Annotated in this window: 17 protein-coding genes; 13 read left to right on the forward strand and 4 right to left on the reverse strand. The window is 64.0% G+C overall.

Going from position 1 to position 15,250, the window contains the following annotated elements; translation table 11 throughout:
• Nucleotides 1-203: 203 nt before the first annotated feature.
• The 4 genes from LOY37_RS00705 to LOY37_RS00720 are packed head-to-tail and all read left to right on the forward strand — an operon-like array spanning nt 204 to nt 3,890.
• Nucleotides 204-1,103 (forward strand): TauD/TfdA family dioxygenase, encoded by a 900-nt coding sequence (locus tag LOY37_RS00705; RefSeq protein WP_123564725.1) that lies wholly within the window; start codon nt 204-206, stop codon nt 1,101-1,103.
• Nucleotides 1,104-1,121: 18 nt separating this feature from the next.
• Nucleotides 1,122-2,141: an ABC transporter substrate-binding protein gene (locus LOY37_RS00710; RefSeq protein WP_258716123.1), complete on the forward strand. Its 1,020-nt coding sequence runs from the start codon at nt 1,122-1,124 to the stop codon at nt 2,139-2,141.
• Nucleotides 2,142-2,145: 4 nt separating this feature from the next.
• Nucleotides 2,146-3,009, forward strand: a complete 864-nt coding sequence (locus LOY37_RS00715) for an ABC transporter ATP-binding protein (RefSeq protein WP_213602773.1) — start codon at nt 2,146-2,148, stop codon at nt 3,007-3,009.
• 14 nt (nt 3,010-3,023) lie between these two features.
• Nucleotides 3,024-3,890, forward strand: a complete 867-nt coding sequence (locus tag LOY37_RS00720) for an ABC transporter permease (protein WP_093377466.1) — start codon at nt 3,024-3,026, stop codon at nt 3,888-3,890.
• Between the two features lie 5 nt (nt 3,891-3,895).
• Here LOY37_RS00720 and LOY37_RS00725 read toward each other — a convergent pair whose 3' ends face one another.
• Complete coding sequence (locus LOY37_RS00725) at nt 3,896-4,906, reverse strand: YafY family protein (RefSeq protein WP_045201720.1); 1,011 nt, start codon at nt 4,904-4,906, stop codon at nt 3,896-3,898.
• 206 nt (nt 4,907-5,112) lie between these two features.
• Between LOY37_RS00725 and LOY37_RS00730 the strand changes: the two genes are divergently transcribed.
• The 6 genes from LOY37_RS00730 to LOY37_RS00755 all read left to right on the forward strand — a co-directional run bounded on the left by LOY37_RS00730 (nt 5,113) and on the right by LOY37_RS00755 (nt 11,043).
• Nucleotides 5,113-5,931, forward strand: a complete 819-nt coding sequence (locus LOY37_RS00730) for a tetratricopeptide repeat protein (RefSeq protein ID WP_045201722.1) — start codon at nt 5,113-5,115, stop codon at nt 5,929-5,931.
• A gap of 94 nt (nt 5,932-6,025) precedes the next feature.
• Nucleotides 6,026-6,478, forward strand: coding sequence for a MarR family winged helix-turn-helix transcriptional regulator (locus tag LOY37_RS00735; protein ID WP_045201724.1), 453 nt, complete (start codon nt 6,026-6,028; stop codon nt 6,476-6,478).
• Nucleotides 6,475-8,565, forward strand: a complete 2,091-nt coding sequence (locus LOY37_RS00740; protein ID WP_258716124.1) for an FUSC family protein — start codon at nt 6,475-6,477, stop codon at nt 8,563-8,565. Before LOY37_RS00735 ends, LOY37_RS00740 begins: the two co-directional genes overlap by 4 nt.
• Nucleotides 8,562-8,774: a DUF1656 domain-containing protein gene (locus tag LOY37_RS00745; RefSeq protein WP_045201729.1), complete on the forward strand. Its 213-nt coding sequence runs from the start codon at nt 8,562-8,564 to the stop codon at nt 8,772-8,774. Before LOY37_RS00740 ends, LOY37_RS00745 begins: the two co-directional genes overlap by 4 nt.
• The gene (locus tag LOY37_RS00750; RefSeq protein WP_258716125.1) at nt 8,771-9,646 is read left to right on the forward strand and encodes an HlyD family secretion protein; all 876 of its coding nucleotides are present in this window, start codon (nt 8,771-8,773) and stop codon (nt 9,644-9,646) included. Before LOY37_RS00745 ends, LOY37_RS00750 begins: the two co-directional genes overlap by 4 nt.
• Nucleotides 9,643-11,043, forward strand: a complete 1,401-nt coding sequence (locus tag LOY37_RS00755) for an efflux transporter outer membrane subunit (protein ID WP_045201733.1) — start codon at nt 9,643-9,645, stop codon at nt 11,041-11,043. The genes LOY37_RS00750 and LOY37_RS00755 overlap by 4 nt, the downstream gene beginning before the upstream one ends.
• 13 nt (nt 11,044-11,056) lie before the next feature.
• On the opposite strand, the gene LOY37_RS00760 is transcribed toward LOY37_RS00755, so the two are convergent.
• Both LOY37_RS00760 and LOY37_RS00765 read right to left on the reverse strand, forming a co-directional pair.
• The gene (locus tag LOY37_RS00760; protein ID WP_038997749.1) at nt 11,057-11,803 is read right to left on the reverse strand and encodes a slipin family protein; all 747 of its coding nucleotides are present in this window, start codon (nt 11,801-11,803) and stop codon (nt 11,057-11,059) included.
• Nucleotide 11,804: 1 nt separating this feature from the next.
• Nucleotides 11,805-13,178 carry a nodulation protein NfeD gene (locus LOY37_RS00765; protein ID WP_258716126.1) on the reverse strand — a complete coding sequence of 458 codons (1,374 nt, stop codon included), beginning with the start codon at nt 13,176-13,178 and terminating at the stop codon, nt 11,805-11,807.
• Between the two features lie 102 nt (nt 13,179-13,280).
• Between LOY37_RS00765 and LOY37_RS00770 the strand changes: the two genes are divergently transcribed.
• The 3 genes from LOY37_RS00770 to LOY37_RS00780 all read left to right on the forward strand — a co-directional run bounded on the left by LOY37_RS00770 (nt 13,281) and on the right by LOY37_RS00780 (nt 14,751).
• Nucleotides 13,281-13,739: an aminoacyl-tRNA deacylase gene (locus tag LOY37_RS00770; protein ID WP_195885412.1), complete on the forward strand. Its 459-nt coding sequence runs from the start codon at nt 13,281-13,283 to the stop codon at nt 13,737-13,739.
• 60 nt (nt 13,740-13,799) lie between these two features.
• Nucleotides 13,800-14,042 carry a DUF2789 domain-containing protein gene (locus LOY37_RS00775; protein ID WP_093377442.1) on the forward strand — a complete coding sequence of 81 codons (243 nt, stop codon included), beginning with the start codon at nt 13,800-13,802 and terminating at the stop codon, nt 14,040-14,042.
• A 70-nt stretch (nt 14,043-14,112) separates the two neighbouring features.
• A complete protein-coding gene (locus LOY37_RS00780; protein WP_045201740.1) occupies nt 14,113-14,751 on the forward strand; it encodes a hypothetical protein in 639 nt (212 codons plus the stop codon).
• Between the two features lie 12 nt (nt 14,752-14,763).
• On the opposite strand, the gene LOY37_RS00785 is transcribed toward LOY37_RS00780, so the two are convergent.
• Nucleotides 14,764-15,204 (reverse strand): CBS domain-containing protein, encoded by a 441-nt coding sequence (locus LOY37_RS00785; protein ID WP_010222085.1) that lies wholly within the window; start codon nt 15,202-15,204, stop codon nt 14,764-14,766.
• Between the last annotated feature and the right edge of the window lie 46 nt (nt 15,205-15,250).

Genomic DNA, 15,250 nt, shown 5'->3' on the forward strand with positions numbered 1-15,250 from the left:
GGGCTTGCCCCGCGAAGAGGCCCGCAACCTCACCATATGCTTATGCACTAAAGATATTTAAATTCTTCCTCTTATGACTTTATAGTCACTCCCCTGCGTACCTGCCGACCAATCGGCGCGCCGCACGACCGAACCAACACGGAACACCGTGAGTTTCTGATCGATGCGCGCACCTTTGGGCGCGCTCTGCGTGGGAGTGAATCATGTCAGCGGCCTCTAACGCCTTGTCGTCCATCGACAGCGCACAGCAGCAAGCCTTCGAAATCCTGCCGTTCAGCGGTGCCGTCGGCGCCGAGATCATCGGCCTGGACCTGAGCAAAACCGTCAGCGGCGAAGATTTCACCCGGATCCACCGGGCTCATCTCGACCACCACGTGCTGGTGTTTCGCGACCAGCGCATCAGCCCCGAACAACAGATCGCCTTCAGCCGCCGTTTTGGTGAGCTGCAGATCCACGTGCTCAAGCAGTTCCTGCTCAGCGGCCACCCGCAAATCCTCATCGTCTCCAACATCGTCGAGAACGGGCAGAACATTGGCCTGGGCGACGCCGGCAAGTTCTGGCACTCGGACCTGTCATACAAGGAACTGCCAAGCCTGGGCTCGATGCTGCACGCCCAGGAGCTGCCCAGCGAAGGCGGCGACACCCTGTTCGCCGACATGCACAAAGCCTGGGACGGCCTGCCCGAGGCCCTGCGCAAAGCCGTTGAAGGCCGCAGCGCCGCGCATTCCTATACCGCTCGCTACAGCGAGACCAAATTCGAAGGCAACTGGCGCCCGACCCTGACTGCCGAGCAACTGGCGCAGGTGCAGGAAGTGATTCACCCGGTGGTGCGCACCCACCCGGAAAACGGCCGCAAGGCGCTGTTTGTCAGCGAAGGCTTCACCACCCGCATCGTTGGCCTGCCCGACGATGAAAGCCGGCAGATCCTGACCGAGCTCTACGCCCACAGCGTGCTCGAGCAGAACATCTACCGCCATCAATGGCAGCCCCATGACCTGGTGTTCTGGGACAACCGCTCGTTGATCCACCTGGCCAGCGGCTGCCCTGCGCACCTGCGCCGCAAGCTGTACCGCACCACCATCCAGGGCGATGCCCCGTTCTGATCTTTCGAGGAGTACAGCATGCGCAAATCAATCAGCCGCCTGGCGGCCAGTATCGGCCTGGGTGCCAGCCTGCTCGCCGGCAGCCTGGTGGCGCCGGCCACGGCCCAGGCCGAAGGTGAAATCCGCGTTGCCGAGCAGTTCGGCATCGTTTACCTGCTGCTTAACGTGGTACGCGATCAGAGCCTGATCGAAAAACACGGCAAGGCGCAGGGCATCGACATCAAGGTCGACTGGACGCAATTGTCGGGCGGCGCAGCGATCAACGACGCCTTGCTCTCAGGCTCGGTGGACATCGCCGGTGCCGGCGTCGGCCCGCTGCTGACCATCTGGGACCGCACCCAGGGCCGCCAGAACGTCAAGGCCGTGGCTTCGCTGGGCAACTTCCCTTATTACCTGGTCAGCAGCAATCCCAAGGTCAAGACCATCGCCGACTTCAGCGAGAAAGACCGCATCGCCCTGCCGGCGGTGGGTGTCTCGGTGCAGTCGCGCTTTTTGCAGTACGCCGCCGCCAAGCAGTGGGGCGACAAGGAATACAACCGCCTCGACAAATACACCCTGGCCGTCCCTCATCCGGATGCCACCGCAGCCTTGCTGGCCGGCGGCACCGAGCTCAACGCGCACTTCTCCAACCCGCCGTTCCAGGACCAGGTATTGGCCAACAAGGACGTGCACGTGGTGCTCAACACCTACGACCTGCTCGGCCCGAACTCGCCGACCGTGCTGTTCGCCACCGAAAAATTCCGCAACGACAACCCCAAGACCTACAAGGCCTTTGTTGATGCCCTGGCTGAAGCCGCCGAGTTTGCCCAGAACGACAAGGCAGCCGCAGCTGACACCTACATTCGCGTGACCAAGGCCAAGATCGACCGCGAGGCATTGCTGAAGATCATCGACAACCCGCAGTACGAGTTCAGCGTGACGCCGAAAAACACCTACCCGCTGGCCGAATTCCTCTACCGCGTGGGCGCGATCAAGCACAAACCCGAATCCTGGAAAGACTACTTCTTCCAGGACGAGAAACCGCTGCAAGGGAGCTGACCGGATGAACACCCCATTGCCAGGCCACACGGTCAGCAAGCTGAGCAGCGTCGCCACGCCGCCGCTGCTGCAGGTGGATAACCTAAGCCTCGAATACCGCACCGCGCAGCGCGTGGTGCGGGCTACCCACCAGGTCAGTTTCGAAGTGGACAAAGCCGACCGCTTTGTCCTGCTCGGGCCTTCGGGCTGCGGCAAGTCGACCCTGCTCAAGGCGGTGGCCGGCTTCATCGAGCCCCGGGAAGGGCAGATCCGCCTGCAGGGCCAGGCCGTGCATGGCCCGGGCCCGGATCGCATCGTGGTGTTCCAGGAATTCGACCAGCTGCCGCCGTGGAAAACCGTCAAGCACAACGTGATGTTCCCGTTGCTCGCCTCCGGCACGCTCAAGCGCAAGGAGGCTGAGCAGCGCGCCTTGCACTACCTGGAAAAGGTCGGTCTGGCGGGTTTTGCCGATGCCTATCCGCATACCCTGTCGGGCGGCATGAAAGCCCGCGTGGCGATTGCCCGGGCGCTGGCCATGCAGCCGAAGATCCTGCTGATGGACGAACCCTTCGCCGCCCTCGACGCCTTGACCCGGCGCAAGATGCAGGAAGAGCTGCTGCTGCTCTGGGAAGAGGTGCGCTTCACCCTGTTGTTCGTTACCCATTCGATCGAAGAGGCGCTGGTGGTCGGCAACCGCATCCTCCTGCTGTCGCCCCATCCGGGCCGGGTACGCGCTGAAATCCACAGCCACCAGTACAACCTGCAAAGCCTTGGCGCCAGTGATTTCCAGGCCTCGGCGCGGCGTATCCACCGCTTGCTGTTCGACGATGATGCCCAGGTCGAGCACGACCCGGCGCTGGGTTTCGCCGACATTCGCATTGCCTACTGACCGGGAGTTTTGCCATGACCACGATTGTTACGCCGCGTCAGGAATACGAAGTGGTTCTCGAACCGCTGCTCAGCGTTCCGCTTGAGCGCCAATTGCCGCTCGGCCAGCGCCTCTGGCAACAGGGCTGGTTGCGCAAGGGCCTGATCCTGATTCTGCTGGCTCTGGCCTGGGAAGCCATCGCCCGCTATCAGGGCAACGACCTGCTGCTGCCGAGCTTTTTACAAACCGCCGCGGCCCTGTACGACGGCCTGCTCAGCGGCGAGTTGCTGGCCAAGGTTGGGGTGTCACTGGTGGTGCTGCTCAAGGGTTACCTACTGGGCATCGTTCTGGCTTTTGGCCTGACCAGCCTGGCGGTGTCGACCCAGTTCGGCCGCGACCTGCTCAGCACCCTGACCTCGATGTTCAACCCCTTGCCGGCGATTGCCTTGCTGCCCTTGGCGCTGCTGTGGTTCGGCCTGGGCGACAACAGCCTGATCTTTGTGCTGGTGCATTCGGTGCTCTGGGCCCTGGCGCTGAATACCTACGCCGGCTTTCTTGGCGTCAGTGAAACCCTGCGCATGGCCGGGCGCAACTATGGCCTGCGCGGCTTGCGCCTGGTCGTGCATATCCTGATTCCGGCGGCGCTGCCGTCGATCCTCTCGGGGCTGAAGATTGGCTGGGCCTTTGCCTGGCGCACGCTGATCGCCGCCGAGCTGGTGTTCGGCGCCACCAGCGGCAAGGGCGGGCTGGGCTGGTACATCTTCCAGAACCGCAACGAGCTGTACACCGATAAGGTGTTCGCTGGCCTTGCGGTGGTGATCTTGATCGGCTTGCTGGTCGAGAGCCTGGTGTTCAACACCCTGGAGCGCATCACTGTGCGTCGCTGGGGCATGCAGCGCTGAGCGGCTCAGGCGCTTTGGTACTGCGCCGCAGCATTGTTGAGGGTTTCGGCAATTTGCTGGCGCAGGCTCAGGGGCTGCTCGACGATCAGCCCGTCACCCTGGCTCAGTAGCCACCAGCGCAGCTGCCAGCTGTTGCTGACGGTAGCTTTGAGGCGGTGCCCGGCGTCCAGCGGGGTCAGGTGCATATCGGCCGACAGCGGCGTCTCGCGCACCAGGCGGGCGAGGTTGTCGCTGATCCAGGCTTGCAGTTCGATCTTGTCGGTATCGCCGAACTGCAGGGCGTCGCTGCGCAGGTACGCTTGCAGGTCGAAGGCGCGCAGGCCTTCGGTGGGGCTGTCGAGAATGCGCAGTTTGCGAAAGCGATGCACGGCGAACTGGCGTATGTCGGTATAGGGCGCAGCGGTGGCAATCAGGTAGCTGACCTGGCCGCGCTGAATCAACGCCAGCGGGTTGAGGGTCAGTTCGCTGAGCTTGTCGTTGTGCGCCGAGTAGTACTGGCAGTGCAGCTGGTATTCCTCAAGCAGCGCATGCTGCACGGTCTCGAGGATACTGTCGGGCACTTCCGGGGCCTGCATGTTCATGTCCGGGCGTACGCTGGCGACCTTGTCCAGCCAGCGCGCCACCTTGTTCGCTCCCGACAGGTGTTCGAGCTTCTGCCGGGCATGGCTGAAGCGCGGGTCCAACACCTTGAGCATGCTCCCCGGCAACAGCGGGCGTACCGCCTCTTCCACCAGCGCCAGGCTCAGCGCCTCACTGACACTGATACCGCGCAATTCAATGCAGGCGTTGGCTGCCCAGTGCCAGCCGTACGGGATGCTCTTGTCGTTGCGCTCCAGCGGAAAAATCAGCGAAAGCTCGTTGAGATCGCGTTCGATGCTGCGCTTGCTGATGGTGAATCCTGCGTCCTGCAGGCGGCCAACCAGCTCGGCACTGGTAATGCCCGGTGAGCGGCTGGGCAACTGGCGCAGCAACTCCCATTGGCGGCTGAGGGTGGCGCGTGTCGTGGCGGAGGGCAAAAGGTGGCGTCCTTGTCTAGGCTTGCGGTTGTAGCATGGCGCCAGCGCAGTGATATGGCAATTAGCCATTTATGTATCCAGATCAAGGATGAAGCAGTTGAGTGCCCTAACTGAATCGTTCGCGACAGGTTTTGTCGTGGCCGTGCGCAGAATCACGCCTCATCACTCCCGCTGTTGGATCTGTGGGTAGTTCAATGAGGACGAACATGTCAGCTGCAAGCAACATCTACCCACTGCTTGAGCGCCTGTTGCCCGAGCGGATCATCCCTGCGCCCGGCCGCCCTGGCCGCCTGCAGCGGTTGTACGCCGGGGTCGGCATGCCCAGCCAGCGGGCAGTGCTGGGCGAGAGTTTCGCCTTGATCAGCCGCCTGGACGAAGCCAGCGACCTGCAGGCGGTGTACGACGACCTGCGCGCCCAGGCCCTGGAAGGCAACGTCGGCGCGCTCAACGACCTGGGCTGGATCTGGCTCAATGGCAAGTACTGGCGCGCCGACCCGACCCTGGCCGGGCACCTGCTGCGTATGGCGGCCCTGCAGGGCAGTGCCGCAGCCTGGTTCAACCTCGGCCAGCAGCATTACTTCGGCAAGGGCGTCGAGGTGGCCTATGCCAGTGCGGCAGAGTACTACCAGCAGGCGTTCGAGCGTGGCCTGGAACACGCCGCCGCGGCGTTGGGTGATCTCTACGAAGAAGAAATCTGTGACAGCGACAGCCAGGACTGGCAGGTCGACCTGCAGCAGGCCTACCGCTGGTTCCTGCGCGGCGCCCAGCGCGGTGACGCACGCTGCCGCTTCGAGGTCGGCTATCGCCTGCTGCATGGGCTGACGGTCAACGTCGACAGCAAGGCCGCCGTGTACTGGCTGGAACTGGCCGCCGTGGCCGGGGTGATGCAGGCTGCCGAAGAGCTGGCGGTGCATTTCAGCGAGGTCAACAACGCCCTGCGTTACCTGTTCTGGCGCGAGCAGGCGATCAGCCTGGGCAGCAAGCTGGCGCTGAACATGAAGCTGGACGATCAGCTGCAACCTTGAACATGACGTTTGTCAGCCACTATTGACGGCAGGGGCGGTGATCGAAGAATATTGATAGTTAGCAAACTATGAATATAGCCACGAACCTCCCTTCATGACCCTCGACGCACTGCAACTCAACATCAGCAGCGGCATGGTGGTGGCCGGCCGGCACTGGCGGCGCATCTGCCAGGCGACCCTGGCCGGCTACGGCATTTCCGAAGCCTGCGCGGTCCCTTTGCTGATGATCGTGCGCCTGGGCGATGGCGTGCACCAGGTCGCCGTAGCCCAGGCGGCGGGGCTCGAAAGCCCGTCGCTGGTGCGCCTGCTCGACCAGCTGTGCAATGCAGGCTTTGTCTGCCGTACGGAAGATCCGGTCGATCGCCGGGCCAAGGCCCTGAGCCTGACCGCCAGCGGTCGGGTATTGGCCGAAGCCATCGAAGGCGAACTGGTGCGCCTGCGCCGCGAAGTGCTGCAGGGCATCGACGAAGCCGACCTGCTGGCCACCCTGCGTGTGCTGCGCGCCTTCGAAGACGCTGCCCAGCGCACCCCGGGCGTGCCGACGTGAACGGTTTTTTCAGCTCGATGCCGCCGGCGCGCGACTGGTTCTACGGGGTGCGCACCTTCGCCGCGTCGATGATCGCCCTGTACATCGCCTTGCTCATGCAACTGCCCCGGCCTTACTGGGCCATGGCTACGGTGTATATCGTCTCCAGCCCGTTCGTCGGGCCCACCAGTTCCAAGGCCCTGTATCGCGCCATGGGCACCTTGCTCGGCGCTGCCGGGGCGGTGTTCCTGGTGCCGCTGCTGGTGCAGACGCCAGTGCTTTTGACCGTCGCCGTGGCGCTGTGGACCGGCACCTTGCTGTTCCTCTCGCTGCACCTGCGCACCGCCAACAGCTATGCGTTGATGCTGGCCGGCTACACCCTGCCGATGATCGCCCTGCCGGTGGTCGACGACCCGCTGGCAGTGTTCGACATTGCCTCGTCGCGGGCCCAGGAGATCTGCCTGGGCATCGTCTGTGCGGCAGTGGTCGGAGCGATCTTCTGGCCACGGCGCCTGACCCCGGTGCTGGTTGGCGCCACTGGCAACTGGTTCAACGAGGCGATCCGCTACAGCGATACCTTCCTGGCCCGCGAGGCGACAGCCGACAAGGTCGGCGGTTTGCGTGCCTCGATGGTCACCACCTTCAACTCGCTGGAATTGATGATCGGCCAGTTGTCCCATGAAGGCGCACGGCCGCAAACGGTGAAGAACGCCCGCGAGCTACGTGGGCGGATGATCCACCTGCTACCGGTGATCGATGCCCTCGACGACGCCTTGCTCGCCCTCGAAGGCCGCGCCCCAGCCCTGAGCGAACAGTTGCAGCCATTGCTGAGCGAAGCCCGCGCCTGGCTGCAGGGCACCGCGCAGGATCCATCGCCGGCGCGCTGGTCGGCGTTGCGTGCGCACATCGAACATATGCAACCGAGCGCCGCCGCCCTTGATGAGCGCGCCTCGCTGCTGCTGTCCAACGCGCTCTATCGCCTGGCTGAATGGGCCGACCTGTGGCAAGACTGTTGCAGCCTGCAGCACGCCATCCGCAACGAAGACCTCTCGCCCTGGCGCGCGGTGTATCGGCACTGGCGCCTGGGCCGGCTGACGCCGTTTTTCGACCGGGGGCTGATGCTCTACTCGGTGTTCTCCACCGTCAGCGCGATCATCGTTGCCACCACCCTGTGGATTTTGCTCGGCTGGGGCGACGGCGGCAGCGCGGTGATTCTCGCCGCCGTAGCCTGCAGCTTCTTTGCCGCCATGGACGACCCGGCGCCGCAGATCTACCGGTTCTTCTTCTGGACTTCGCTGTCGGTGCTGTTTGCCAGCCTTTACCTGTTTCTGGTGCTGCCCAACCTGCATGACTTTCCGATGCTGGTGCTGGCCTTCGCCATACCGTGCATCTGCGTCGGCACCCTGACCGTGCAGCCGCGCTTCTACCTGGGCACCTTGCTGACCATCGTCAACACCGCCTCGTTCATCAGCATCCAGGGCGCCTACGACGCCAACTTCCTGACCTTCATCAACGCCAACCTGGCCGGGCCGGTGGGCTTGCTGTTCGCCTTCGTCTGGACCCTGGTGGTGCGCCCGTTCGGCGTTGAGCTTGCGGCCAAGCGCCTGACCCGTTTCAGCTGGCACGACATCGTCGGCATGACCCAGCCGGCGACCCTGGCCGAGCACCGGCACCTGGGCGTGCAGATGCTCGACCGGCTGATGCAGCAACTGCCGCGCCTGACCCAGACCGGCCAGGACACCGGCACCGCCCTGCGAGACCTGCGCGTGGGCCTGAACCTGCTCGACCTGCTGGCCTACATGCCACGGGTCGGCGCGCAGCCGCGCCAGTTGCTGGAGCGGGTAGTGGAAGAGGTGGGCGAACACTTTCAGGCCTGCCTGGACGCGCGCCGTCGGCTGCACGCGCCCGAGGTGCTGTTGCAGAGCATGGAGCGCGCCCGTCGCGCCCTCAACCTCAACGACCTGGCCGACAGCGCCGAGGCCCGGGTGCACCTGTTGCACGCCTTGAGCGGCCTGCGCCTGGCGCTGTTGCCGGGGGTCGAGGTGGTGCTTGAGCCCTCCGATGATCAGCAACAACTGCCCTATGGCATCGATGGAGCGCCGCTGTGATCGGAGATCTGGATATCAGCGGGGTGTTCCTGCCCACGCTGCTGGTGATGATGGTCGTCACCTATTTGCTGTTTCTCGGTGTGCACGCGTTGCTCAACCGCGTGCATTTCTACCGCCTGGTCTGGCACCGGGCGTTGTTCAACGTTGCGCTTTACGCCGTGCTGCTCGGCACGGTCGATCACTTTTGCCGAAACCTGATGCTGCCATGAAAAAACCCTTGTTGACCCTGGGCCGCGTGGTCCTGACCCTGCTGGTAGTGACGCTGGCGACCGTGTTGGTCTGGCAGATGGTCATGTACTACATGTTCGCCCCCTGGACCCGGGATGGGCACATCCGCGCCGACGTGATCCAGATCGCCCCTGATGTTTCCGGTTTGATCCAGCAGGTAGAGGTACGCGACAACCAGGTGGTCAAGCGTGGCGACGTGCTGTTCACCATCGACCAGAACCGCTTCCACCTGGCCCTGCGCCAGGCCCAGGCGACCCTGGCCGAGCGCAAGGAAACCCTGGCCCAGGCCCAGCGCGAAGCCCGGCGTAATCGTGGCCTGGGTAACCTGGTGGCCGCCGAGCAACTGGAAGAGAGCCAGTCGCGCCAGGCCCGCGCCGAATCGGCCCTGGCCGAAGCCCAGGTGGCGGTGGATGCTGCGCAGTTGAACCTCGACCGTTCAGTGGTGCGCAGCCCGGTTGATGGCTACCTCAACGACCGCGCGCCGCGTGCCCACGAGTTTGTCAGTGCCGGGCGGCCGGTGCTGTCGGTGGTCGACAGCGACTCCTACCACGTCGATGGCTACTTCGAAGAAACCAAGCTGGCCGGCATTCACATCGGCCAGGCTGTGGATATCCGCGTGCTCGGCGACAACACCCGACTGAGCGGGCGGGTGCAGAGCATTGCCGCCGGTATCGAGGACCGCGACCGCAGCAGCGGCGCCAACCTGCTGCCCAACGTCAACCCGGCGTTCAGCTGGGTGCGCCTGGCCCAGCGGATCCCTGTGCGGATTGCCTTCGATGAGGTGCCGGCAGACTTTCGCATGATCGCCGGGCGTACGGCGACGGTGTCGATCCTTGAGGACAAGGGCCAATGAAACGGCTGTCACTGCTCGGCTTGAGCCTGCTGCTGTCGGCCTGCCAGATGGTCGGGCCGGACTACAACGTGCCCGAGGATGCCGCGATCCAGCGCGCCGACTTGCAGGGCCAACTGCGCCAGGACGCCAGCAGCGTGGTCTCGGCGCCCGTGCCGAAAGACTGGTGGCACCTGTATCAGGACGAACGCCTCAATGAGCTGGTGCGCCAGGCCCTGGCGGCCAACAGCGAACTGCGTGTGGCGGCGGCGAACATCGCCAAGGCCCGTGCCCAGGTCGAAGAGGCCGAAGCCCAGGGTGGCCTGAACGGCGGTGTGAAGCTGGGCGCCCAGCGTTTGCAGGAGTCCGGCGAAGCCTTTTTGCAACCAGAGAAAGTGCCGGTGGCCAACATCGGCGAGGCAATCATCAGCGCGTCTTACCAGTTCGACCTGTGGGGCACCCTCAAGCGTGGCGTCGAGGCCGCCCAGGCCAATGCCGACGCGACCCAGGCCGCCGCCGATACCGCACGCATCACCCTGGTGGCCGACGTGGTACGTGCCTACACCCAGGTCTGCGCGGCCAACGAGGAATACCATATCGCCCATGAGTCCCTGGACCTGCAGCAGCAGAGCGTGACCCTGACCCAACGCCTGCGCGATGCCGGGCGTGGTGACGAAACCCAGGTGACCCGCTCGCAAACCCAGTTCAAATCCTTGCGCGCCGAGCTGCCGCGTTACCAGGCTGCGCGTGAAGCGGGCCTGTACACCTTGTCGATGCTGCTGGCCAAGCCGCTCAACCAGTTGCCGGCCGGAACCGCCGATTGCGCCGAGCTACCGCATATCGCCCAGGTGCTGCCAGTGGGCGATGGCGCCGCGCTGCTCAAGCGCCGTCCGGATGTCCGCCAGGCCGAACGCAGCCTGGCCGCGGCCACGGCGACTATCGGCGTAGCCACCGGGCAGTTGTATCCGGACATCAGCATCGGTGCTCAGGTGGGCACCATCGGTATCCTGGAAAATCTCGGCAAACCTGCGACCAACCGCTGGGGCTTCGGCCCGCTGCTGACCTGGAATGTACCGACCAACGGTTCGCGGGCGCGCATCCGTGAGGCGCAAGCTTCGACCCAGGCGGCGCTGGCGCATTTTGACGGGGTGGTGCTCAACGCCATTCGCGAAACCCAGACCAGCCTTGCGCAATACAGCGCCTTGCTCGAGCGCCGCGATGCCTTGGCCGATGCCGAGCGTTCGGCGCAACTGGCGGCAGACCAGACCCATAGGTTTTACCAGGCCGGGCGTGAGTCGTTCCTGGCGGACCTGCAGGCGACCCGCACCTACACCGAGATGCGCGCGCAACTGGCGGCGGCCAATACCCAGGTGGCGATGGGGCAGATCGGCTTGTTCCTGGCGTTGGGTGGTGGCTGGTAGCTCGCGATGAGTCTCACTTATCCACAAGCCCTTTAAGCATCTCTATCGGCAACGGAAAGACAATCGTCGACGACTTGTCGCCAGCAATGCTGCCCAGCGTCTGCATGTAGCGCAGCTGCATCGCCCCCGACTGGCGGCCGAGCATTTCTGCCGCTTGCATCAGTTTCTCCGAGGCTTGCAGTTCACCTTCGGCATGGATCACCTTGGCCCGCCGCTCACGTTCAGCCTCAGCCTGGCGGGCAATGGCGCGGATCATCGACTCGTTGAGATCGACATGCTTGATCTCGACGTTGGCCACCTTGATGCCCCAGGCATCGGTTTGCGCATCCAGCACCTGGCGGATGTCCAGGTTCAGCCGTTCGCGCTCGGCCAGCAGTTCGTCCAGCTCATGCTTGCCCAGCACCGCGCGCAAGGTGGTCTGCGCCAGTTGGCTGGTGGCCATGAGAAAGTCCTCGACCTGGATGATCGCCTTCTGCGGGTCGAGTACGCGAAAGTACAGCACCGCGTTGACCTTGACCGAGACGTTGTCGCGGGTGATGACATCCTGTGGCGGCACATCCAGCACCACGGTGCGCAGGTCGACCCGGACCATCTGCTGGATCCCCGGAATCAACAGCACCAGCCCCGGCCCTTTGACCCGCCAGAAGCGCCCGAGCTGGAACACTACCCCGCGCTCGTATTCACGCAGGATGCGAAAGGCCGACAGCAACAATACCGCCAGCAGCGCCAGCAAGGCGCCAAAGCCCAGTTCGAAAAACATCTCAGTCTCCTTGCGCCGGTGGTTGTGCCTCGGCGCTGACGTCCAGTAGTACGCCCTTGCGTGTCATCACCCGGACGCGTTGCCCCACCTGCAGTGGCGTCTGGCACTGGGCCTGCCACTGTTCACCCTGCGCCTGCACCGAACCGATGAACGGGTCGCTGTCATTGACCGCCATCACCGTCGCCAGGCTACCCACCAGCCCGGCATCGCCACTGACCAGCGCGCGCTGGCGCGCCTTCATGGCCATGCCCAGCACGCCGCCGAGCAGCAGCGCCGAGAGCAGGGCGAGGGTCAGGATCAGCGCCAGGGGGATGCCAAAGCCGGGCACGTCGGTGTCCATCAAGATCACCGCGCCGACCACGAAGGCAACGATGCCGCCAAAGCCGACCACGCCAAAACTGGGCAGGAACGCCTCGGCAATCATGAAGGCGATGCCGAGCAGGATCAGCGCCGCGCCGGCATAGCTGACCGGCAACAACTGCAAGGCATACAGGGCCACCAGCAGACAGATGCCACCGATCACTCCGCCGACCCCGGAGCCCGGGCTCATGAACTCGAACATCAGCCCGTAGATACCGATCATGATCAGGATCAGCGCCACGCTGGGGTTGGTGATCACCGCCAGCAGGCGCGTGCGCCAGTCCGGCTCGCGTTCGATGATGCTGACGTTGGCGGTGTGCAACTGTACGGCTTGGCCGGCGGCTTCGAGGTTTTTGCCATCGAGCTGGCGCAGCAGGTCGGGCAGGTCGTTGGCGATGCGGTCGATGACTTTCAGGCGCAAGGCTTCGTTGGCCGGCAGGCTGACCGATTCGCGTACCGCCTGTTCAGCCCAGTCGGCATTGCGCCCGCGCAGTTGCGCCAAACCGCGAATATAGGCGGCAGCGTCGTTAATCTGCTTGCGGGTCAGGGTGTCTTGTTCGCTGCTCGGTGCTGGCTTGTCGCCGGTGGGCGCAGCCGGGTCTTTCGGCGGGCCTGGCATCCCGCCGATCTGCACCGGCGTGGCGGCGCCGAGGTTGGTGCCCGGGGCCATGGCCGCGACATGGCTGGCGTAGAGAATATAGGTGCCGGCGCTGGCCGCCCGGGCGCCACCGGGGGCGACGAAGGTAGCGACTGGCACGGGGCTGGCGAGGATCGCCTTGATGATCGCGCGCATCGAGCTGTCGAGCCCGCCCGGGGTGTCGAGGCGGATGACCACCAGTTGCGCCTGCTGCGCCTTGGCCTGCTCCAGGCCGCGTATCAGGTAGTCGGCACTGGCCGGGCCGATGGCGTCGTCGATACTCAGTACCAGCACCGGATTGCCGGGCGCAGCCACACCGCTCGTCAGGGCGCCGAGCATCAATAAAACCAGCAGGTGCCGACACCAGCGAGCGATCACCTGAATTCACCCGGGCTGTGCGTGTCCAATAAGTTTAGTCGGCTGCTTGCGGCAGCACGGCCTAAACTTCAGAAGTGGGGGCGCTGTATCCGGAGGTGCATCATGCGTATGGCAAAAACCCTGCAGCAATGCCTGGACAAGGCCGGCTGCGATTACGACATCGTTTCTCACCCGCACTCATCTACCAGCCTTGAGTCGGCCCGTACCGCTGGAGTGCCCGCCGAGCGGGTGGCCAAGTCGGTCATGCTCGACGACCGCCACGGCAACTATTTGATGGCCGTGCTACCGGCCAACCGTCACCTGGACATGAGCAAGGTACGCGCCACCGGCGCCTGGCAAATGACCCATGAAAGCGGGTTGCCACATCTGTTCGGCGACTGCGAGCGTGGCGCCATTCCGGCACTGGGGGATGCTTACTCGATCAAGATGCTGCTCGACCCGACCCTGACCCGTCAGGGCGATATCTATGTCGAGGCCGGTGATCACGATCACCTGATCCACATGAACATGACGCAATACTTGAAACTGGTGCCGAACGCCGAAGTGCGTGAGGTTTGCTGATGATCAACCCACTGCCAGGCTGGCGTCGTGGATACCCGGCCTGGCCCCAAGGAGTCACGCATGGAATCAAATATTCATCCGTTTTCGGAGCTCTTCAAACAGCTGGGCCTGGCTGATGATCCCCAGGGCATTGACCAGTTCATCACCAGCCACTCGCCGCTCAAGAATGAAATAAAGCTGGTTGATGCACCGTTCTGGACCGAGAGCCAGCGTGCATTTCTCAAGGAAAGCATTATCGAAGACTCCGACTGGGCCGTGCCGTTCGACCAGCTGAACGAGGCGCTGCGGCGTCCGAAAAAATAAACGCCGAGCGGCACATCGACCGGCGAATGGCGTTGCTATGCTCAGGAAAAACAACAAGGGGACAGCGCCAATGAAAGATCCCTATGCCGCCGGTTTCTGGTGTGCCGTGACCGCCCTGGGGCTGCTGACCGTCGGTTATTTCTATGGAATCAAACAGACCCACCAGCTGGGTCAGGCTCTGGTATTTCTTTACGCCGCCGGGGGCGTGATCGGGGCGCTGGCCCTGACCGCGCTGGCGTGGATTGCCTGGCAGCAACTGCGGGTGAGCAAACGCCAGTTGGCCCAAGGGCGAACCTTGGTGGCTATCTGGAACACCAAGGTTGCCTTGCGCCGGGTCGAAACCGTCTTCGACCGTTATTTCTGGGGCAGTTACTGGCAGCCCGGGCGTACCTTCCAGGAGGTAATGGGCGAGCTTGAAGGCACGCCGCTGGAGCAGAGCCTGGAAGCGCTGAAACGCCAATGCCGCGAGCTTGACCGCGAAACCCATGACCACCGCCGCCACTGGCTGGACAACGCCCGCGAGCTGTCTACGGTTGCCACTGCAATGGCCCGGGAGCGTTATCAACTGGACTTGTGCGACTCGCAGCAGAGCAGCGGGCGCGGCGCCGCGGTGCTCAACCGCGACCTGGAAGTGCTGGTGTACACCTGGTCAGCGCGCCTGCGCAGCTTCGACCACCAGCTCGATGAGCTGGAGGGCGAATACCGCTGAGCCCGCCGCGAATCAGTCGCCGCGAATGTACTGTTCCAGTTGCAGAATCATGTTGGCCTGTTCGGCGATGGCTTCCTTGACCAGGTCGCCAATCGACAGCAGGCCCAGCAGCTCGCCGTTCTCGACCACCGGCAGGTGGCGCAGGTGGCTGTTGGTCATCATGTTCATGCAGTATTCGACGTTCTGGTGTGGGTCGACGGTAATCACCGGCGCACTCATGATCGCGCTGACCGGCGTGCCCACCGAACTGCGGCCCTTGAGCACCATCTTGCGCGCGTAGTCGCGCTCACTGACGATCCCCACCACACGCCCGTCCTGCACCACCGGCAGGGCACCGACGTTCTTCTCGGCCATCAACCTCAGCGCATCGAGCACCATGTGGTCGGGGCCGATGGTGTGAACCTGGTGGTGCTGCTGGGCTTTTGTTTTTAGAAGTTGTGCCACGGTTTTCATAGAGGCCTCTGCGATGCTGGGAGTGGGTGACGGCAGATAGCTAAAG

Origin of the sequence: Pseudomonas sp. B21-012 (assembly GCF_024749305.1) — a bacterium.
Classification (GTDB): Bacteria; Pseudomonadota; Gammaproteobacteria; order Pseudomonadales; family Pseudomonadaceae; genus Aquipseudomonas.

Excerpts from the sequence above, each read along its gene's own strand:
- LOY37_RS00705 (WP_123564725.1), top strand. The coding sequence starts at position 204 with ATGTCAGCGGCCTCTAACGCCTTGTCGTCCATCGACAGCGCACAGCAG.
- LOY37_RS00710 (WP_258716123.1), top strand. The coding sequence starts at position 1,122 with ATGCGCAAATCAATCAGCCGCCTGGCGGCCAGTATCGGCCTGGGTGCC.
- LOY37_RS00715 (WP_213602773.1), top strand. The coding sequence starts at position 2,146 with ATGAACACCCCATTGCCAGGCCACACGGTCAGCAAGCTGAGCAGCGTC.
- LOY37_RS00720 (WP_093377466.1), top strand. The coding sequence starts at position 3,024 with ATGACCACGATTGTTACGCCGCGTCAGGAATACGAAGTGGTTCTCGAA.
- LOY37_RS00730 (WP_045201722.1), top strand. The coding sequence starts at position 5,113 with ATGTCAGCTGCAAGCAACATCTACCCACTGCTTGAGCGCCTGTTGCCC.
- LOY37_RS00735 (WP_045201724.1), top strand. The coding sequence starts at position 6,026 with ATGACCCTCGACGCACTGCAACTCAACATCAGCAGCGGCATGGTGGTG.
- LOY37_RS00750 (WP_258716125.1), top strand. The coding sequence starts at position 8,771 with ATGAAAAAACCCTTGTTGACCCTGGGCCGCGTGGTCCTGACCCTGCTG.
- LOY37_RS00755 (WP_045201733.1), top strand. The coding sequence starts at position 9,643 with ATGAAACGGCTGTCACTGCTCGGCTTGAGCCTGCTGCTGTCGGCCTGC.
- LOY37_RS00760 (WP_038997749.1), bottom strand. The coding sequence starts at position 11,803 with ATGTTTTTCGAACTGGGCTTTGGCGCCTTGCTGGCGCTGCTGGCGGTA.
- LOY37_RS00770 (WP_195885412.1), top strand. The coding sequence starts at position 13,281 with ATGCGTATGGCAAAAACCCTGCAGCAATGCCTGGACAAGGCCGGCTGC.
- LOY37_RS00775 (WP_093377442.1), top strand. The coding sequence starts at position 13,800 with ATGGAATCAAATATTCATCCGTTTTCGGAGCTCTTCAAACAGCTGGGC.
- LOY37_RS00780 (WP_045201740.1), top strand. The coding sequence starts at position 14,113 with ATGAAAGATCCCTATGCCGCCGGTTTCTGGTGTGCCGTGACCGCCCTG.
- LOY37_RS00785 (WP_010222085.1), bottom strand. The coding sequence starts at position 15,204 with ATGAAAACCGTGGCACAACTTCTAAAAACAAAAGCCCAGCAGCACCAC.